General features: G+C 63.9%; 20 protein-coding genes. 11 read left to right on the top strand and 9 right to left on the bottom strand.

Annotated features, from left to right (window positions below):
- Window position 1 precedes the first annotated feature (1 nt).
- Both BM43_RS05360 and BM43_RS05355 read left to right on the top strand, forming a co-directional pair.
- Window positions 2-1,192, top strand: coding sequence for an ABC transporter substrate-binding protein (locus tag BM43_RS05360; RefSeq protein WP_025099940.1), 1,191 nt, complete (start codon window positions 2-4; stop codon window positions 1,190-1,192).
- Complete coding sequence (locus BM43_RS05355; RefSeq protein WP_036056570.1) at window positions 1,185-2,042, top strand: ABC transporter permease; 858 nt, start codon at window positions 1,185-1,187, stop codon at window positions 2,040-2,042. The genes BM43_RS05360 and BM43_RS05355 overlap by 8 nt, the downstream gene beginning before the upstream one ends.
- A gap of 138 nt (window positions 2,043-2,180) precedes the next feature.
- Here BM43_RS05355 and BM43_RS05350 read toward each other — a convergent pair whose 3' ends face one another.
- The 3 genes from BM43_RS05350 to BM43_RS05340 form a co-directional block, all read right to left on the bottom strand.
- Window positions 2,181-3,245, bottom strand: a complete 1,065-nt coding sequence (locus tag BM43_RS05350) for an L-idonate 5-dehydrogenase (protein ID WP_017919164.1) — start codon at window positions 3,243-3,245, stop codon at window positions 2,181-2,183.
- 54 nt (window positions 3,246-3,299) lie between these two features.
- Entirely contained in the window at window positions 3,300-4,073 is a 774-nt protein-coding gene (locus tag BM43_RS05345; RefSeq protein WP_017919165.1) for an SDR family NAD(P)-dependent oxidoreductase, read from the bottom strand.
- 155 nt (window positions 4,074-4,228) lie between these two features.
- Window positions 4,229-5,245, bottom strand: coding sequence for a 1-aminocyclopropane-1-carboxylate deaminase (locus tag BM43_RS05340; RefSeq protein WP_036031554.1), 1,017 nt, complete (start codon window positions 5,243-5,245; stop codon window positions 4,229-4,231).
- Between the two features lie 192 nt (window positions 5,246-5,437).
- Between BM43_RS05340 and BM43_RS05335 the strand changes: the two genes are divergently transcribed.
- The 6 genes from BM43_RS05335 (at window position 5,438) to BM43_RS38490 (ending at window position 9,445) form a co-directional block, all read left to right on the top strand.
- Complete coding sequence (locus tag BM43_RS05335) at window positions 5,438-5,956, top strand: Lrp/AsnC family transcriptional regulator (RefSeq protein WP_025099936.1); 519 nt, start codon at window positions 5,438-5,440, stop codon at window positions 5,954-5,956.
- 280 nt (window positions 5,957-6,236) lie between these two features.
- Window positions 6,237-6,365: an HHHH-motif protein gene (locus tag BM43_RS42170; RefSeq protein WP_013690065.1), complete on the top strand. Its 129-nt coding sequence runs from the start codon at window positions 6,237-6,239 to the stop codon at window positions 6,363-6,365.
- Window positions 6,366-6,771: 406 nt separating this feature from the next.
- Window positions 6,772-8,037, top strand: coding sequence for a stearoyl-CoA 9-desaturase (locus BM43_RS40180; RefSeq protein WP_144417627.1), 1,266 nt, complete (start codon window positions 6,772-6,774; stop codon window positions 8,035-8,037).
- The gene (locus BM43_RS05315; protein WP_036056574.1) at window positions 7,968-8,429 is read left to right on the top strand and encodes a DUF2000 family protein; all 462 of its coding nucleotides are present in this window, start codon (window positions 7,968-7,970) and stop codon (window positions 8,427-8,429) included. Before BM43_RS40180 ends, BM43_RS05315 begins: the two co-directional genes overlap by 70 nt.
- Complete coding sequence (locus BM43_RS05310) at window positions 8,426-9,112, top strand: AzlC family ABC transporter permease (protein WP_036056575.1); 687 nt, start codon at window positions 8,426-8,428, stop codon at window positions 9,110-9,112. The genes BM43_RS05315 and BM43_RS05310 overlap by 4 nt, the downstream gene beginning before the upstream one ends.
- 12 nt (window positions 9,113-9,124) lie before the next feature.
- Window positions 9,125-9,445 (top strand): AzlD domain-containing protein, encoded by a 321-nt coding sequence (locus BM43_RS38490; RefSeq protein ID WP_080741944.1) that lies wholly within the window; start codon window positions 9,125-9,127, stop codon window positions 9,443-9,445.
- An 87-nt stretch (window positions 9,446-9,532) separates the two neighbouring features.
- On the opposite strand, the gene BM43_RS05305 is transcribed toward BM43_RS38490, so the two are convergent.
- Window positions 9,533-9,916: a hypothetical protein gene (locus BM43_RS05305; protein WP_036056576.1), complete on the bottom strand. Its 384-nt coding sequence runs from the start codon at window positions 9,914-9,916 to the stop codon at window positions 9,533-9,535.
- A gap of 112 nt (window positions 9,917-10,028) precedes the next feature.
- Between BM43_RS05305 and BM43_RS05300 the strand changes: the two genes are divergently transcribed.
- The 3 genes from BM43_RS05300 (at window position 10,029) to BM43_RS40175 (ending at window position 12,439) form a co-directional block, all read left to right on the top strand.
- Window positions 10,029-10,721, top strand: a complete 693-nt coding sequence (locus BM43_RS05300) for a hypothetical protein (protein ID WP_230676439.1) — start codon at window positions 10,029-10,031, stop codon at window positions 10,719-10,721.
- Between the two features lie 69 nt (window positions 10,722-10,790).
- Complete coding sequence (locus BM43_RS05295) at window positions 10,791-11,834, top strand: AraC family transcriptional regulator (RefSeq protein ID WP_036056578.1); 1,044 nt, start codon at window positions 10,791-10,793, stop codon at window positions 11,832-11,834.
- Window positions 11,835-11,959: 125 nt separating this feature from the next.
- Window positions 11,960-12,439, top strand: coding sequence for a hypothetical protein (locus BM43_RS40175; RefSeq protein WP_144417626.1), 480 nt, complete (start codon window positions 11,960-11,962; stop codon window positions 12,437-12,439).
- Between the two features lie 147 nt (window positions 12,440-12,586).
- Here BM43_RS40175 and BM43_RS05285 read toward each other — a convergent pair whose 3' ends face one another.
- From BM43_RS05285 to BM43_RS41595, 5 genes are all read right to left on the bottom strand, one after another.
- Window positions 12,587-13,939, bottom strand: coding sequence for a TRAP transporter large permease (locus BM43_RS05285; RefSeq protein WP_017919171.1), 1,353 nt, complete (start codon window positions 13,937-13,939; stop codon window positions 12,587-12,589).
- A 7-nt stretch (window positions 13,940-13,946) separates the two neighbouring features.
- Window positions 13,947-14,426, bottom strand: coding sequence for a TRAP transporter small permease (locus BM43_RS05280; protein ID WP_013690060.1), 480 nt, complete (start codon window positions 14,424-14,426; stop codon window positions 13,947-13,949).
- Window positions 14,427-14,520: 94 nt separating this feature from the next.
- Window positions 14,521-15,513: a TRAP transporter substrate-binding protein gene (locus BM43_RS05275; RefSeq protein ID WP_036056580.1), complete on the bottom strand. Its 993-nt coding sequence runs from the start codon at window positions 15,511-15,513 to the stop codon at window positions 14,521-14,523.
- A gap of 536 nt (window positions 15,514-16,049) precedes the next feature.
- Window positions 16,050-16,721: an alanyl-tRNA editing protein gene (locus tag BM43_RS05270; protein ID WP_036056581.1), complete on the bottom strand. Its 672-nt coding sequence runs from the start codon at window positions 16,719-16,721 to the stop codon at window positions 16,050-16,052.
- Between the two features lie 109 nt (window positions 16,722-16,830).
- Window positions 16,831-16,971 (bottom strand): hypothetical protein, encoded by a 141-nt coding sequence (locus tag BM43_RS41595; RefSeq protein ID WP_017919173.1) that lies wholly within the window; start codon window positions 16,969-16,971, stop codon window positions 16,831-16,833.
- Between the last annotated feature and the right edge of the window lie 568 nt (window positions 16,972-17,539).

Here is a 17,539-nt window from a genome sequence, read left to right as displayed (position 1 = left end):
GATGTGCGATACCCCGATGTCCCGCCGCGAGTGGCTCAAGCTCGCCACGCTGTTCTCCGTGGCCGGCGCCGCGCCGCTGCTGCACTCGCTGTCGGCGCGCGCGGCCGCCGAGCCCGACGCGCCGGTGCGGATCGGCTACCTGCCGATCGCCGATGCCACGCCCCTGCTGGTGGCGCATGCGAACGGCTATTTCGAGGCGGCCGGCGTGCATGCCGAGAAGCCGACCTTGCTGCGCAGCTGGGCCCAGTTGGTGGAGGCCTTCCTGTCCGGGCAGGTCAACGTGGTCCATCTGCTCTCGCCGATGACGCTGTGGGCGCGCTACGGCAGCCGCGCGCCGGCCAAGGTGGTGGCCTGGAACCACGTGAACGGCTCGGCGATCACGGTCGCGCCCGACGTGAATTCGCTGGCCGACCTGGGCGGCAAGACCGTGGCGGTGCCGTTCTGGTATTCGATCCACAACGTGATCCTGCAGGACATGCTGCGCGCGCAGGGCCTGCAGCCGGTGCTGAAGAAAGGTGCCGCGCCGGGCCCCAGGGAAGTCGCGCTGATCGTGATGGCGCCGTCCGACATGCCGCCCGCGCTGGCCGCCAGGCAGATCGCCGGCTTCACGGTGGCCGAGCCGTTCAACGCGGCGGCCGAGCAGCTCGGCATCGGCAAGGTCCTGCGCTTCACGGGCGACGTCTGGCGCAATCACGCCTGCTGCACGATCTTCATGCACGAGCAGGACCTCACGCAGCGCGCGGGCTGGTCGCAGAAGGTGGTGGACGCGATCGTCAAGGCCCAGCTCTGGACCCGCGCGCATCCGCAGGACGCGGCGAAGCTGCTGTCCAGGGAAGGCGCCAACCACTACACGCCGCATGCCTCGGCCCTGCTCGGGCGAGTGCTCGCGCCGCCGCCCGGCGACGAGGGCCGCTACCTCGGCGATCGCGCGATCCAGCACGCCGACTGGCACGAGAAGCGCATCGACTTCCAGCCCTATCCGTTCCCGAGCTACACGGAGGAACTGGTGCGCCGCCTGAAGACCACGCAGACCGAAGGCGCGAACGGCTTCCTGGCCCAGCTCGATCCGGCCTTCGCGGCGCGCGACCTGGTGGACGATCGCTTCGTGAAGAAGAGCATCGAGGCGGCCGGCGGCATGGCCGCGTTCGGCCTGCCGGCCGGTTATGCGCGCAAGGAGACGATTCTTGTTTAGCGTGCTGCCCGCCAGGCGCGAGGAAGACCCCTTACCGGCGGCGCAGGGCGGCGCCGTCGCGCCACGCTCCGGCGCCACCTCGCGCCTGCGCGGCGCGCTGCTCGGTATCGCCGGCCTGCTCGCCGCGCTCGGCATCTGGTGGCTGGCGGTGGCACTGCTGGCCGGCAACAACGCGATGGTTGCGCAATTCTCGCCGCTGCGCGCCTGGCAGGCGCTGCCGGCGCTGGTCCGCGACGACCAGTTGCTCACGCACGTCGCCACCAGCCTGCGCCGCATCGCGGCGGGCCTGGGCTGCGCGCTGCTGGTGGGCGTGCCGGCCGGCTTCGCGATCGGCCGGCTGCGCTGGCTCGAGCACGCGCTGTCGCCGACGCTGCAGTTCCTGCGCATGATCTCGCCGCTGTCCTGGATGCCGGTCGCGGTGATGTCGCTCGGGGTGGGCGATCGCGCCGTGATCTTCCTGCTGGCCTTCGCCGCGGTCTGGCCGCTGATCCTAAGCACGGCGGCCGGCGTCGCCCAGCTCGACCGGCGCTGGATCGAGCTGGGCCGCAGCCTGGCCGCGACGCGCGCCGAAATGCTGTGGCACATCTACGTGCCCGGCATCGCCGCCCATGTGCTGACCGGCGTTCGGCTCGCGATCGGGATTCTGTGGATCGTGCTGGTGCCCGCCGAGATGATCGGCGTGAGCTCCGGGCTCGGCTACCTGATCCTCGACACGCGCGACCGGCTCGCCTACTCGGAGCTGGCGGCCGTGATCCTGGTGATCGGCGTGCTCGGTTTCGCGCTCGACATGGCGGCGCGTTCGCTGGCCGCGCGGCTCAATGGCGGCGGCTCGGCGGAGGAAGGCCGGTAAGGCGAAGGCGCTGCTTTAGCGATGCCTTAGCGCGGCTTCCCGCGGGGTTCTCCCAGATTCCGCACGGCGTGCTTGACGGCCGCCATGTCGAATTTTTCTCGGGCAGCCTCATGCGAGGCGGCCCATGCATCCCGTCGTTCAGGCTTCGGCGACGGCTTCCTCGAAGTCGATCAGCACCTTCATCGCGCGCCGACGATCGCCGGCCAGCGCGAAAGCCTCGTTGGCCTCGCGCGCCGGGAACACGCGCGTGATGGCCGGCGCGAGATCGACCCGGCCTTCGTTGATCAACTGCACCGCCAACGCGAATTCCGAGTGGAAACGGAACGAGCCGCAGATCGTCAGTTCCTTGGCCACCACCACGTTCTGCGGAATCGCCACGTCGCCGCCGAGGCCGAGCTGCACCACCACGCCGCGCGGACGCAGCACCTCGAGCCCGTCGCGCAGCGCGCGCTCGTTGCCCGAGCATTCGAGCATCACGTCGAAGCTGCCCTTGTCGGCCGCGTAGGCCCGGGTCCATTCCGGATCGGCGGCGACGTTGACGACCTTGTCGGCGCCGAGCGCCTTCGCCACCGCCAGCGGCTCGTCCACCACGTCGGTGGCCACCACCTCGCGCGCGCCATGCGCCTTGGCGGCGGCCACGGCCAGCGCGCCGATCGGCCCGCAGCCCGACACCAGCACGCGCCGCCCGATCAGCGGGCCCGCGCGCGACACCGCGTGCAGGCCGACCGCGAACGGCTCGGCCATCGCGGCCAGCGAGAACGGCACGTGGTCGGCCACCTTCACGCACTGCACGGCGTCGCACACCAGCGCGCCGCGGAACGCACCCTGGATATGCGGCATGCGCATCGCGCTGCCGTAGAAGCGCATGTCGAGACACTGGTTCGGCAGGCCTTCGAGACAGTACTTGCACTTGCCGCAAGGCCGGCTCGGATTGACGGCGACGCGATCGCCGACGCTCACCGCCGTCACGCCCTCGCCCACCTCGACCACCGTGCCGGCCACTTCATGGCCGAGCACCATCGGCTGCTGCAGCCGGATCGCGCCGAAGCCGCCATGACGGAAATAATGCAGGTCCGAGCCGCAGATGCCGCCCATCGCAACCTGCACGCGCACCTGGCCCGCGCCCGGCGCCTCGACCTCGCCCTCCTCGTAGCGCAGATCGTTCGGTGCGTGAATGACGAGACACATGCAACGCAGTCTCATGGTGTTTCCTCCTGCTCCTGGATTCGGGATGTGTTCTTGTACCGGGCCGCCGGCTCAGACCGTGCTGGTGAGGCCGCCGTCGACGAACAGCGTCTGGCCGTTGATGAAGTCGGCCGCCGAAGAGGCGAGGAACACGGCCGCGCCGCACAGCTCCTCGACGCGCCCCCAGCGGCCCGCCGGCGTGCGCTTGCAGATCCAGTCGTTGAAGGCCGGATCGTTGACCAGCGCCTGGTTCAGCTCGGTTTCGAAATAGCCGGGCGCGAGGCCGTTGGCCTGGATGCCGTAGCGGGCCCAGTCGGCGCACATGCCCTTGGTGAGCATGCGCAGCGCGCCCTTGGAGGCAGCATAGGGGGCGATCGAGGGCCGCGCCAGCTCGCTCTGCACGGAACAGATATTGACGATCTTGCCGCGGCCGCGCTTGATCATGTGGCGCGAGACCGCGCGCGAGACGATGAAGGCGCCGTCCAGGTTGACGCGCATCAGCGCGTGCCAGTCGGCGTCCTCGAACTGGTCGAGCGGCGCGCGACGCTGGATGCCGGCGTTGTTGACGAGGATGTCGATCGCGCCGATGCCCGCCTCGAAGGCGTCGATGGCGGCCGTTGCCTGCTCCGAGTCGGCCACGTCGAATACCGCGTGCGAGGCCTCGAAGCCCTGCTCGCGGAAGCCGGCCGCGAGCGTGGCCGCCTTGTCCGGATTGCGATCGTTGATCACGATGCTGGCGCCTGCCTGCGCGAGTCCGCGCGCGAGCGCGAGTCCGATGCCGCGTCCCGACCCGGTCACGAGCGCGCGGCGCCCGTCGAGCCGGAACAGGCTGTTGACGTCTGCCATGCCTGTCTCCGAAGGTGCTCGCCGCGCGCGGCCGGGAATCGACGCGCTGCGGCGGGCGCTCAGTAAACCGCAGGCTGGCGGACGCCGCCAATGCTCTTTGCTGATCGTGTGATCACGGATCGTGATCAAGCGGCGCGGGAGGCGCCGCCGCCGGTTCAACCCTCGCGGAACAGGTAGCTGTAGGCGCTCAGCGCCGGCACGCCGCCCAGGTGCGCATAGAGCACCTTGGAGCCGGCCGGGAACTCGCCGAGCCGCACCTTCTCGATCATGCCGTGCATCGACTTGCCCTCGTAGACGGGATCGGTCAGCATGCCCTCGAACCTCGCCGACAGCCGGATCGCCTCCAGCGTGCCCTCGCTGGGCAGGCCGTATTCGGGGCCGCCGAAGCGTTCGTCGAGCACCACGTCGGCTTCGGTGATATCGCGGCCCAGCTCGACGCGATCGGCGGTGCCGCGCGCGATACGCAGGATCTGCTCGCGCGTCTGCGCAGGCTTGGCCGAGGCGTCGATGCCGATCACGCGATCGGCGCGGCCGTCGGCGGCGAAGCCCACCACCATGCCGGCCTGCGTGCTGCCCGTCACCGAACAGACCACGATGTAGTCGAAGCGGATGCCCATCTCGGCTTCCTGCGCGCGCACTTCCTCGGCGAAGCCGACGAAGCCCAGGCCGCCCAGCGGATGCTCGGAGCAGCCGGCCGGGATCGGATAGGGCTTGCCGCCCTTGGCGCGCACGTCGGCCATCGCCTCCTCCCAGCTCCTGCGGATGCCGATATCGAAGCCGTCCGGCACCAGCCGCACGTCCGCTCCCATCATGCGCGACATCTGGATATTGCCGACCCGGTCATATACCGCGTCCGAGTAGTTGACCCAGTTCTCCTGCACCAGCACGCACTTCATGCCGAGGTGCGCGGCCACCGCCGCCACCTGGCGCGTCTGGTTCGACTGCACGCCGCCGATCGAGACCAGCGTATCGGCGCCCTGCGCGATCACGTCGGGAATCAGGTATTCGAGCTTGCGGGTCTTGTTGCCGCCGAAAGCCAGGCCGCTGTTGCAATCCTCGCGTTTGGCGAACAGCTCGACCTTGCCGCCGAGATGGGCGCTCAGGCGCTTGAGCGGCTGGATCGGCGTCGGGCCGAAGGTCAGGGGGTAACGCGGGAATTTCTGAAGGTTCATGCCTCGCTCCTGGCTTGATGGAATGGATGCGTGCTCGCGACGTGGACGGTGCCGGCCTCCGTGCCTGTCATCGAAACGACGCAAATATCGTAGAAGCGATCGAACGAATCAGGGTTGTGAAATTGGCGCCCATTTCCTTTGTTTCTGAAGTCATTGGATAATCAAGCCGAATTTCATTAGGAAATCGACGCCATGTGTGCAACAAAAAGAACATCACCGACCGCCAGGGCCGCCACCGCCGTGGCTGCCGGCGCCGAACTTGATCGCGTCGATCGCGCGATCCTGCGCGCGCTGCAACGCGATGCCTCGATCTCGAACGTGGCGCTGGCCGAGCGCGTGAACCTGAGCCCGCCCGCCTGCCTGCGGCGCGTGGAGAAGCTCAAGGAAGCGGGGCTGATCCGCGGCATCGTCGCGTTGCTCGAACCGAAGGCGCTCAATGCCGGCATGCTGGTGATGATCGGCGTGGTGCTCGACCGCTCGACGCCGGAGTCGTTCGCGGCATTCGAGAAGGCGGCGCAGAAGGTGTCGGGCTGCATGGAGTGCCACGTGGTGACCGGCGAATTCGACGCCTTCATGCTGGTGCGCACGCGCGACAGCGAGACCTTCAACCGGCTGCACGCGGAGCAGTTGCTCTACCTGCCCGGCGTGCGCCAGATCCGCACCTTCGTCGTGCTCAAGGAAATCCTCTCGACCACGCAATTTCCCGTGTGAGCCGGGAACCGTCCTTGCGTCCTCGCGCAAACCTGCAAGGGGCTTGCCTTCGGCCGACGTTATCCGGTTCGCGACGGATGCCGGCGGACGCGATTGCAAGCCATTTGAATGCTGAATTAAATGCGCGGTTACAAACCGTTGCACCTGAAATAGAGCCTGTTCGTATGATCGTGAGCGCTCCACGACGAACCCGGAACGCCGCGTCGAGAAGGCCTCGAGCCGATCCGGCAAGGCGCGTTTCCGGCCATCAAAACCACACCACTCCGCTCAGGACACACCCATGAAAACTCTGCTCGCTTCGGCCCTGGCCGTGACGCTCGCCCTCCTCGTGACGAACGCGGAAGCCCGCCCGCACAAGGTCTGCCATTTCGACCATCATCATCACCGCAGCTGCCACTGGGTCCACTAAGTCTCGCGGATCCGGCGGGCCGGCGCGGATGCGCTGGCCCGGCAAGATCGTCATCCCCCTTCCCGCTCCTCCTGATTCACTCGGCAATACAGCTTGCCATTCGATTTTCCGCGAGAATTACCGCGCAACCTTGCCCAGTCCTGGCCGCAAGCAGACCGCACTCGCTTATCCTCGATTTAACTCCCCTATCCATCCCGCATCGAGAAGATACTTGTCATATTGACAAGTACGACGTCGGCATTTAACAGACAGCGCTCAAAATTCAGAATCACGTTGTCGAGCCGAAAAGATACCCATAAGGAAAAGCATTTATTGTCGCAGGGTGTACTCAGGCACCCGCTCGCCATGCTAGCGTGTAGCGCAATCACTCATGGCTAGCGGGCCATCTCTTCAATATCAATCAAGCATGAAGAACTGGAATCGATTTGAAACGGAAACGAGAGAGTCCATGGCCGGATTGCCGCGACTGATTCAGCCCTTGCTCACCTGGCTCACCGGGAAACCATTGACCGCGAAGGAATCGCAATTTCATCTACCACGATGGCTGGATGTGGTCGGGACATTGCTCCTGGCGGGCTTGGCCGAACTGGCTCTCCTGTCTCTCTCAAGGCAAGATTCCCTGCCGGCATGGTGTGGAATCATCGCACTCTGGATTCTTCTCGTCGGCTTGCTAAGAAAAATTCAAGTTACTCACCTGCATCATGCCATTCATAATCGACTCTTCAACCGCGCCGCGATCAACCTGGTCTACTCGCATCTCGCCCCCGCGCTCCTGTTTATCCAGAATCGAGACGAATATCGAAAAGAACATCTCGAGCATCACAACTCCACGTTCTTCACGACCAGGAAAGATGCCGATGCGGCCTTCCTCGCCCTTCTCGGTTTCATCCCTGGCCGAACGAAGCGGGAACTCTGGACGAATCTCTGGATGATAATCTTCAGTCCTACATTCCATTTCCTGTTTGCCAGGAATCGACTCAAATCGACCTTCATCACGGCAAAACCCTCGGCCATTGTCTTTTCTGTCATGGTGGCATGTGGATACGCGGTTCTATTCAATGCAGCGGGATGGAAAGCATTCACCGTCGCGATCATCATTCCGCTATTCCCGCTCTACCACATCAGTGCCTTGCTCCAGTTCCTCACCGAACACGCCTGGAATGTATCAGCGGGTCCGGTCGAAAACCGGGAGCAATACAAGGAACGCTGCTGGGGGCGATTCTGCGGAGAAAAATTCCCCATCAGGCGCCAGGGTTTCATTCCATCCTTGACGTTCACCGGACAGGTTTTCCTATGGAGCGTGAAGATGAGCTTCCTGCACTTGCCCACGCGCCTTGCCTGCCTCGTATCGGATCTCCCCGTTCATGACTGGCATCACCTTGCGCACATGGCTGGCCAAGATGCCCGAGATTGGCATCGCAGCCTCCATCTTCGTGAAATCGCCATCGCCGACGGCGACAAACCAGGATTCTCTCGTCGCGAACTGTGGGGGATGCCACACATGCTCGCGCATCAGTTCGGCTGGCTGGAAAGCATCAGTTGCCGATACGAACTGCCCGCCGAGCAATCCATCGGTAACGAAACAATCGAAGTGAGTGAACAATGGCCTACGAAAACAATTCCCGGAAAACCATCCTCGTCCTCAACACCGAATTCACGGCCCCTGTCCTGATGAATGCGATGGGCCATGTCGCCATTGGCCTGATCGGGGCGCGAAATGCCGGCGACTGGAATCTGTTGGACTATCCGAGCCCCGGCTTCGAGGTCGAAAGCCGGATCAGCGAATATCCCGTGGTCGTGCTGCGCGCAAAAAAATCACCCCAGCTGGAAAAACTCGTTCTCGGCCTGAAGCAGGCCGGGATCGCGCATAACGTATTCATCGACACCATGCTGGGCCGCACCGCAGACGAACAACGCGCGGCAACGCTCCATGCCATGCGGGGTGTGGCCCGAATCGTCTGCGTCGGCCTTTTCGGCGACGAAGCCTCGATTCGACCATTGATCAAGGCATTCTCCGTGTACAAGATGTCGGACGCCATGTCTTCCACTGAGAGCGCATCGTGAAGGATGCCGCCTGGAGGCATGTGTTTCGGCTGACGCTGCCGGTCGGCATGGGTTATCTGCCTACGGGATTCGCATTTGGCGTGCTCGCGGTGCAGGCCGGCTTGTCACAAACGATAAGCATCGGCATGAGTGTCTTCGTCTTCGCGGGGGCACTGCAGTTTGCCGCAGTACCGATGTTGGCTGGCGCATCCGGGATTGCTGCCGTGGCGCTGACGACCGTGCTTGTCAATCTTCGCCATATTCTCTATGCCATACCGCTCATCGACCACCTGCCGAGGAAAATGCTGCCGAAGGCCTATGTCATCGCGGCATTGACTGACGAAAACTATTCGGTATTGGTGACAACCCCCGACAAAGCCAAATCAGCCCTGATGCTGAAAATCAGCCTCGTCAACCACGTCTACTGGATTGCCGGAACAGCGCTGGGCGCGATCCTGGGCTCGCGCATCGCGCACTGGATTCCGAACCTCGATTTCGCGCTTCCGGCCTTGTTCACCATCCTCGCCATCGAACAATACCTGTCCCGGCGCAATTGGCTACCGATCGCCTTGGGGCCTGTAGCCTATTGCGTCGCCAGAATGGCGTTCCCCGATTACGCATTGATCTCGGCACTCGCTCTTGGCTTGGGTGCACTGCTATCGATCGGAGCCGTGCAGAAAAACACCGTGGAAAAGCCCTTTTGAGCATCGCGCACCATGCAAATATTGAATCAATGGCTTTCCATCGCTGTCATGAGCGGAATCACCATCATGCTGCGCGCAGCCCCGCTGGTCTTGAGCAAATCACGGCTCCGCTCTCCCTGGGTGCTCCGGCTCAACCGCGACTTGCCGCTCTGCGTCATGGTCGTACTCATCTCCCATTCGATCAGTGGAAACGCCTCGCCGGCTTGGTTCCTGCTGACTGAGAAAATCGGAGCACTTTGCGTCGTTGCCACCAGCTATCTGAAGTGGAGGAATGCACTTTTGAGCGTGGTAGCCGGAATTGCGACACTATCCGCCATCACCCGTATTCTTTGACCTGCCGGCCTACATGGGATGCCGCCGGCGCTCGTGTCGGTACCCAAGACTGGATGTCCGCCTTTGCCCGAGCCGGACATCCAGCACTCAAAGATCCCCCCGCACCTCGCCGGTTCCCAGCGCGTTGCGCTGCCGGTTGACCTCCGCCCACAGCTCGTCGCTGTCGTCTTCGCGCAGCAGGATCACCCAGTCCAGTTGTTCGTCGGTCACGCCGAAGTAATCGAGGATTTCCTTGCGCGCGGCATCGATGAACTGCATGAACTCCGGCGTGGTCTGGGCTTCCTCGTGCAGGGCATCGTATTCGTCGTCGTCCTCGCCGCCGCCCTGTTCGTCGATATAGCGCGTGATCCACAGGTCACGCTCGTGATCGTAGTCGGCTTCGGCGCGCATCGCCTGCGCCGCGGTGTGGAAATCCAGTTGGGCAAACGCGGCGATCGCCGCCGCGGTTGCTTCATCGAAAGTCGTTGCCATGTTCCATCCCATCGTAGTCGTGGCGCATCATCTCACGACTCGCATCCTGGGTTGGCGACGAGCTTGATATCCTGCATCATCCGCAGCCATTCCACCGACGACATTACCCACCATGCCGAACCACCGGATTGCGATGAAGCACGCTGTTCTCTGCGCCGCGATGCTTGCCTCGGGCGCTGCATTCGCCCATGCCTCGCCCGAAGTCTGCAGCGGCGAGCTGAGCGCCTTGATCCTGCCCCCGCTCGAGCGCAGTTCGATGAAGAAGCAGGATATCCAGTTGGGCATCGCCGATGAATCCGACGGCGTCTACAGTGTGAGACTGTCCCTGCCCGCCAAGGGCGCGGACAACCCCGACGACCAGGTGACGATCGGCTGGGTCAACCTGGATACCAGGGCGATGAAGGCACTCGATATGACGCGCGATCCCGATCACCCGGACCTGCTCGCGGTGGATCAGGCAAAGTACCGGAAATTCGTTTCGGATTGTCTTCGTGAGGCACCGAGCATGACGCAACGCTGTGACGCTCTCGACAAGCAAGCCTCGCAGGCATCGACTCGTCTGCCACCGGCCCAAGGCAGGATGATCGTGGTCGGAGACGGGCGACTGCCGTTCCACTCGGCCCCCGACGATTCATGCAGGATGCCCGGCGTGTTCATCCTGAGCGGCGAATCTGTCCAGGCCGATCGAACGTATCGGGGCTTTACCTCCGTCGTTTACCTGAGCGCGAGAAAAAATGGCCCGCTCAAGGGCTGGGTGAGAAGCGATCGCTTGAAGGCGGCGGATTCGGAGCCGGCCGCACGATAACGGCGTCAGCACGCACGACACGATTCGGCATGGGACCTCGCAGTTGGGCCGGCAAAAGGAGAATCAAGATTGAATCCCTTTTTCTATCGATTCCGCACCGATGCCTACTCGGCAGAGCAACGATTCGAGGTCTGGCGAGACGAAGTCAACGCGATCTTCGATGTCGAGATCGAACGATCGCTGGCCCATCGTTTCAACTACGACCTGAGCACCGGTTATGTCGGCTCGCTGTTGATGGGATGCGGCAAGTGGATCGGCCAGCACGAGCCGGTGCATTATGGCGTCAAGCGATCGCCGGCCATGATCCGTCGCGACGGCCTCGATCACTTCTACCTCTGCCTAGGCATCACCCACTCCCTGTCGGGATACGCGGCGCGCACGCCGATTCACGCCGAGGCGTCGAATCTCTACGTACTGGATCTGGCCTACGAGCTCGATTCGGAAATCGTCGCGGGCGACACGCTGATCCTGACGATCGCGCGGGACTTGCTGCCCGCTCCCATCCGATCCGCCAACCTGCACGGCGCCGTCCTGCAGGGGCCCTTGAGCGCCTTGCTGGGCGATCACCTGTTCGCGCTGCAACGTCAATTGCCGCATCTCGCGCCCGCCGACATGCCCAACGTCGAACGCGCGACCCTGGCGCTGGTCTCGGCCGCGCTGACGCCGACGGCACGCACGCTCGGCGAGGCCGAGGTGGAAATCGACCAGGCTGTGATGTTGCGGGTGCGTGCCTATATCGATGCGCATCTGAAGTCGGCGGATCTCACGCCATCGCGGATTTGCCGCGACATCGGCATCTCTCGCGCGCATCTGTATCGGCTGTTTTCGCGCGAGACAGGCGTTGCCGCCTATATCCAGCATCGCCGCCTGGTGAAGATCCGCAAGCTTCTCGAGGAAGCCGGATCGAGCCGGCAGCGCCTGTCGACGCTGGCATTCCAATATGGCTTCAAGAGCGAATCCCACTTCAGCCGAAGCTTCCGAAATGCTTTCGGCTGCTCGCCCAGCGAGGCTCGCGAACGCGCCGCCTCGCGCGAGGCTCGCCTGCCCGCTTCGTCACTCGCGAAACATTCCGCGGGATCGTTGCGCGACGTGCTCGATCGCCTGGATTCCTGATCCTTCGTCGAAACGCAGCGTCAAGCTTTGGAGACGCTGGGGCAAAAATCTCCGCGGCGTAGCTGCTACCATTTTTACGTCGGAGAGAGTTTTTTCCGCGTGAAAGGACGGTCGCCGTTCGCACCATGCACGTGCCGGCGCCCCGCAGGACCCGAAATCAAATATCGAATGAACGCGATCCGGATGCGCGAGAGACCGCTTTTTTTGTTGCGCATAACAAATTATCAACTGCATCTCAATGGGGGATTGAGATTCCAAAATCGACAAGTGGTCGTCTATTACTTCCGGAGAAGAATATGCGTCATGTTCCTTGTGCAAATCATGTGGCCGCGGTGCTGGCCGCCGTGTCGCTGCTGTCCGCCCCGCTGGCGATGGCTTCGGTGAATGCGTCCCTCTCGCCGGCTCACGCGGCCGCGGCCCTCGTGCCGGCGGGCGCCACGCCCCTGCAAGGCGCCGTCGCCTTCACGGCACCGCCGAGCCCAGCGGTTTCCGAACCGGCGCGATTCCAGACCGCGCTCGTCAACTCCTGCTCCGATTCGTGGTGGTGGCGCAGCGGCATCGAAGAACTGGCCTGCGGACTTTCCGGGCAAGGCTGGTGGAATTGACGATCGCGACGCGGGTTTGAACGGAGCCCGCCGCCATGCAAGACAGGCCGCAGCAATGCGGCCTTTTTCATGCCCGCCCGAAAACAAGACGGCGGACGCGGATTGCTCCGCGCCCGCCGTCGGCCCATCCATTGCAGCCGGATCGGATCAGAACACCGGATGTCCGCTGATCACGCTCGGCAGCCAGGTCGAGAAGAACGGCCAGTAGGTGACGATATTGATCGCGCTGAAGATCGCCAGGTAATACGGCCAGGCGGTCTTGGTGGTCTCGCCGATCGACACCTCGCCGATCGCGCAGCCGACGAACTGCACCGAGCCGATCGGCGGATGCACCAGGCCGAGCGAGCAGTTCAGCAGCAGCATGATCCCGAACTGCACCGGGCCGACGCCGCAAGCCATCGCGATCGGCAGGAACAGCGGCGTGGTGATCAGGATGTGCGCCGCCATGTCCACGAAGGTGCCGAGAAACACCTGGAGGATGTTGATGTACAGCAGCATCAACCAGGGCTGCGCGTTCGACTGCAGAAGCAGGTGCTCGATCGCGTCCGGGATCTCCAGGTAGGACATCTGGAAGCGCAGCATGTTGGACACGGCGATCAACAGCAGCACCACGCCGGTGGTGCGAGCCGCGTGCGACAGCGCGCGCCACAGCTTCTTCATGGTCAGCGTGCGATACACGAAGATGGTCAGCACCAGCGAGTAGACCACCGCGATCGCGGCCGCCTCGGTGGCGGTGGCGATGCCCTTGGCCACGCACACCAGGATGATCGCGATCACGCCGAGGCCCGGCAATGCGCCCACGAAGGAACGTGCCACCGCGTACCAGCCCGGGAATTTCAGGAGCGCCGTGCTGCCATCCTCGCGGCGCGGGAAGCCGTAGCGTCGCGCCTGCCAGTAGGCGGCGATCAGCACGAAGCCCATCACCCACAGCACCGGCAGCAGGCCCGAGAACAGCAGGTCGCCGATCGACACGCCGCTCACCGGATGACCGTTGAGCATGCCCGTGATCCCCTGCGCGGCGAACGCGTAGATGATCATGTTGGTCGAGGTCGGCATCAGCGCGCCGGCCAGCGAGGCGTGGGTGGTCACGTTGACCGCGTAGGCGGCGCTGTAGCCTTCGCGCTTCATCAGCGGGATCACCACGCCGCCCATCGCCGAGGTATCGGCGGTGGGCGAGCCGGACACGCCGCCGAACAGCGTGCAGGCCACCACGTTGGCCATGCCCAGGCCGCCGCGGAAGTGGCCGACGATCGCCTGCGCGAACTTCAGGATGCGGTCCGCGATGCCGCCATGCAGCATCAGCTCGCCGGAGAAGATGAAGAACGGCACCGCCAGGAACGAGAACGCGTTCATCCCGGAGATCACCGACTGCATCGAGGTGGCGATCGGCAGGCCCTCGGCCAGGTAGGTGGCCACGCACGCGAGCCCGAGCGCGAACGAGACGGGCACCCCGAGGAAAAGCAGCAGCAGGAAGCTGATGGAGAGGATTGCGAGTTCCATGTGTGGATCAGGTTCGGTTGCGCTTGCACAGCGCAAGCAGGTGCTCGAGCGAGAACAGGATGATGGCGATACCGGCCGGCAGCGGGATCAGGTAGCGCACCGATTCGGGCAGGCCGATGATCGGAATCCGGTCCTCGAAGGTGGTTTCGGCCATCTCCAGGCAGCCGAGGATCAGCGCCACCGCGAACGCCATCAGGCAGAGGTGCTGGAACCCGTGGATGATCGACTGGCCCTTGGGCGAGAGCCGGCGCACGAACGAGTCGAGGCCGATATGGCCGCCGTCGCGCACCTTCATCGCGGCGCCGAACATCGCGATCACGATCACCAGCAGCAGCGCGATCGGCTCGACGAAATCAGGGGCGTTGTTGAACACATAGCGCATCACGACCGCGTAGAACACGAGCGCCGTCAGCACGACGAGACTCGCCGACGCGATGACGGCCAGCGCCATGAACAGCACGTCGTTCGAGTGCTTGATGAACCTCATTTTCGAACCTCATCGGACAGAAAAGGCGGCCAGCGAAACCTCGCGCGGCCGCCGGGGCGCTGGCGCGGCCCCTTGCAGGGCCGCGCGCCGCGTATTACTTGATCGCCTGGATCTCGTCGACGATCTGCTTCATCTGCGGGGTCTTCTCGTACTTGGTCCAGAGCGGCTGCATCGCCTTCACGAACGCGGCACGGTCGATCTGCGCGGCCGGCACGATGGTCGCGCCGCCCTTGAGCACGGCCTTGCGCGCATCGGCCTCACGCGCCGTCCAGAGTTGCACGTAGTACGGCACCGAATCGGCGGCCGCCTTCTTGATGATGGCCTGCTCCTGCGGGCTCAGCGTGTCCCACACCTTCTTGGAGAACACCAGCACTTCCGGCGTCATCGCGTGCTGCGTTTCCGAGAACACGTTGGCCACTTCGTAGTGCTTGGTTTCGTCGTAGGACGGCAGGTTGTTCTCGGCGGCATCCACCAGGCCCGTCTTCAGGCCCGTGTAGACCTCGGAGAACGGCATCGGCGTGGGCGTGCCGCCCATCGCCTTGATCTCGTCGACCATCAGGTCCGAAGGTTGCACGCGCACCTTGAGGCCCTTCATGTCGGCCGGCGACTTGACCGGGCGCTTGGCGTAGATCGAGCGCGCGCCGCTTTCATAGAAGGTCAGCGCGATCATGCCCTTGGCCTTGAACGCGTCGAGGATCTTCTGGCCTTCCGGGCCGTACATCACGTTGCGGAAGTGCTCGATGTCGCGGAACAGGAACGGGAACGACGGGATCATCGATTCCGGCACGATCTCGTTGAAGGCGGCGCCGTTGGCGCGAACCATGTCGATCGCGCCCAGGCGCACCTGGTCGACCGTCTCGTTTTCCGAACCGAGCGCGCTGTTGCCGTAAACCTTGATCGAATCCTTGCCGTCCGTCGCCTTCTTGATCTCGTCGCTCATGAACTTGACAGCCATGTTCGTCGGGAAGTTGTCGCTGTGGACATCGGCGGAGCGGAAGACGCGGGCCTCGGCCGACAGCGTCGTGGCGGCGGCGAGTGCCGCGACGATCGCTACGGTGACGCGCTGGCGCGTGAAGATCGTTTTCATGGTCAAGTCTCCTCTGGGTATATCGCGTGTTGGATGTGCCGGCCTGCCCGCCCGGGCGGCACCGCCTCGGGCCCGGCAGGATCGGTCCGGAGCTCACCCCGCGGACCGGCTCGACCGGCATCTTGCATCGTTGTCGTCTGACCACCGTCAGGCAGCCCACCCGCTGTCTCACGTCGTACAACTAGGGAGCGAGTCTATCGGGGCGGAACCACGCTTGTACACTTGGTGCATACCCGCAGAGGGTTGATGCCGCAGGTTCATCACAAAAAACTATTTTTCTTATATTTCATATAGTTGTGATATTTTTTCGATCGCCAGGACAAGACCAGTCCCGAGCCTCGAAGACAAATTCTTTTGCGTTCCGAGGTGCTTCGGGATATGTCATTAGACAACTGATCATTGAGGGTTAACCTCGTTTCGTTTCCGCCCCTGAAACGAAATCGGGCGCCTCGGCGGCGCCCGATGCGGATGAATGACGTCCCATCAATGACTCATGACGTCCGATTGCCGGCTTACCGAAAGCCGTCGATTCAATTTCAAATTCGATTCAAACCGCTGCCGACAAGGGGCGCCAGCACGATCTCGATGCGCTCCTTGCCCTTGCCCGTGTTGCGGCGCTTGAGCGTGAGCGCGCCGACTTCGGCCGTGGTGCGCGGATGCGTGCCGCCGCACGGCATCGAGGCGAAGCCTTCGACCTGCCAGTAGCGACGCTCGGCGTCGATGTCGCTGAAGGCGGTGTGGATCGGCAAGGCACGGGCCACCAGGCTGGCCGCTTCCCGCTCCAGTTCCGGCAGCAGCGGGCTCAGGCTGGTGTCGCTGGCGAAATCGATGCGGGCCTTGTCGGCCGCGATGTGCGCGCCGATCCGCTCGATGCCCGGGCGCGCCCGGTAGACCAGTTGCAGGATCATTTCCGCCGCGAAGTGGTGGCGCATCAGGCCGAGCCGGCGCGCGCCGTCGATCCAGATCGCCACGCCGTCGCCGGCGCGGAGTTGGTGATCGGGCGGCAGCGTGTAGACCAGGTCGAGCCCTTCCTTGTCGGCATGCAGCACGGGGTAGCCGCCGAGCGTGCCGGTGTCGCTCTCCTGTCCTCCCGAAAACGCGAAGAAGATGGTTTCCCTGACGTGGACGCGCTGGCCGTCGACGGCGAGCACGGTGGTGTCGAGGTGGGTCAGGTAGGGGTCGTCCCAGAAGCGTTTACGGGTGGGCATGGCTGGCGCGGCGGCGGAGAGGCTGGATGAGGAGCCGTGAGATTAGCCGGGCCAAAACGCGTGGTCTTGTATATTCCTGCGGAAATCTTGCTTTCCGGATCGCGATCGTTCAACCCCCGCCGCCCAGGAAACGCAGCAGCCAGAGCAGGAAGTGGAACACCAGCACCAGGAATTCCCAGAGGCGCTCGAGCAAATCCCACAAGCCGGTCCGCCAGGCCGCGGCCGCTGCGCCGGTCCACCATTCGTTCATCGAGTCTCCGTGCTGGCGCCCGGTCGGCGGGCGTGGTGCGGGTTATGCGAAGGGGCATCTTCGCATGGTTTGGTGGGGGGATCCGATGGCAAGGCGAGAGCGTGTCTTGTCTCAATGGCGCGCGTGTCTGCCATGAGCTCGGTTCGAGTGGGTGGATTGCGGGCTCGTTTTGCCGCGGGAAATACGGTGCCGGGCCAGCGAGCTTGCTCACTTCGATGCGGCCTTGCTGCCTATGCACTTTCGATCACTTGATGCGGTGGTTCAAGTTGATGGCAGGATCGCTGATCGGTCCAAGTCTCGACGATAAAAAAACGCCTCGACCCGGGTATCCGGAGTCGAGGCCAACCGCGTTTCGATAACACTCTTTGGGGAAAGAGTGCACGTCACTGTATGAATTTGCGGGCGCGGATGCAATTTCCGTGTCTTACCGGATCTTTCGCGATGTACGGCTGGCCCGAGCGGCACCGCCACAACCCAAGCCAGGCGGCGTTTGCGTCACGTTACAGCCGTAACAGGCCAACGCCCGCGAACGCCCCCCGAAAGCCGACACGGCCTTGTCGCGCCGGGC

This window comes from Burkholderia gladioli, assembly GCF_000959725.1.
GTDB classification, from domain to species: Bacteria; Pseudomonadota; Gammaproteobacteria; order Burkholderiales; family Burkholderiaceae; genus Burkholderia; species Burkholderia gladioli.
This window is presented reverse-complemented; position numbering and strand designations above follow the sequence as displayed.

What these genes read in the sequence shown, in the direction of transcription:
- BM43_RS40175 (WP_144417626.1), top strand. Translation starts at nt 11,960, where the DNA reads ATGCACGTGCCGGCGCCCCGCAGGACCCGAAATCAAATATCGAATGAA.
- BM43_RS42170 (WP_013690065.1), top strand. Translation starts at nt 6,237, where the DNA reads ATGAAAACTCTGCTCGCTTCGGCCCTGGCCGTGACGCTCGCCCTCCTC.
- BM43_RS40180 (WP_144417627.1), top strand. Translation starts at nt 6,772, where the DNA reads ATGAAGAACTGGAATCGATTTGAAACGGAAACGAGAGAGTCCATGGCC.
- BM43_RS41595 (WP_017919173.1), bottom strand. Translation starts at nt 16,971, where the DNA reads ATGAACGAATGGTGGACCGGCGCAGCGGCCGCGGCCTGGCGGACCGGC.
- BM43_RS05280 (WP_013690060.1), bottom strand. Translation starts at nt 14,426, where the DNA reads ATGAGGTTCATCAAGCACTCGAACGACGTGCTGTTCATGGCGCTGGCC.
- BM43_RS05270 (WP_036056581.1), bottom strand. Translation starts at nt 16,721, where the DNA reads ATGCCCACCCGTAAACGCTTCTGGGACGACCCCTACCTGACCCACCTC.
- BM43_RS05285 (WP_017919171.1), bottom strand. Translation starts at nt 13,939, where the DNA reads ATGGAACTCGCAATCCTCTCCATCAGCTTCCTGCTGCTGCTTTTCCTC.
- BM43_RS05275 (WP_036056580.1), bottom strand. Translation starts at nt 15,513, where the DNA reads ATGAAAACGATCTTCACGCGCCAGCGCGTCACCGTAGCGATCGTCGCG.
- BM43_RS05350 (WP_017919164.1), bottom strand. Translation starts at nt 3,245, where the DNA reads ATGAGACTGCGTTGCATGTGTCTCGTCATTCACGCACCGAACGATCTG.
- BM43_RS05335 (WP_025099936.1), top strand. Translation starts at nt 5,438, where the DNA reads ATGTGTGCAACAAAAAGAACATCACCGACCGCCAGGGCCGCCACCGCC.
- BM43_RS05315 (WP_036056574.1), top strand. Translation starts at nt 7,968, where the DNA reads ATGGCCTACGAAAACAATTCCCGGAAAACCATCCTCGTCCTCAACACC.
- BM43_RS05340 (WP_036031554.1), bottom strand. Translation starts at nt 5,245, where the DNA reads ATGAACCTTCAGAAATTCCCGCGTTACCCCCTGACCTTCGGCCCGACG.
- BM43_RS05345 (WP_017919165.1), bottom strand. Translation starts at nt 4,073, where the DNA reads ATGGCAGACGTCAACAGCCTGTTCCGGCTCGACGGGCGCCGCGCGCTC.
- BM43_RS38490 (WP_080741944.1), top strand. Translation starts at nt 9,125, where the DNA reads ATGCAAATATTGAATCAATGGCTTTCCATCGCTGTCATGAGCGGAATC.
- BM43_RS05300 (WP_230676439.1), top strand. Translation starts at nt 10,029, where the DNA reads ATGCCGAACCACCGGATTGCGATGAAGCACGCTGTTCTCTGCGCCGCG.
- BM43_RS05305 (WP_036056576.1), bottom strand. Translation starts at nt 9,916, where the DNA reads ATGGCAACGACTTTCGATGAAGCAACCGCGGCGGCGATCGCCGCGTTT.
- BM43_RS05360 (WP_025099940.1), top strand. Translation starts at nt 2, where the DNA reads ATGTGCGATACCCCGATGTCCCGCCGCGAGTGGCTCAAGCTCGCCACG.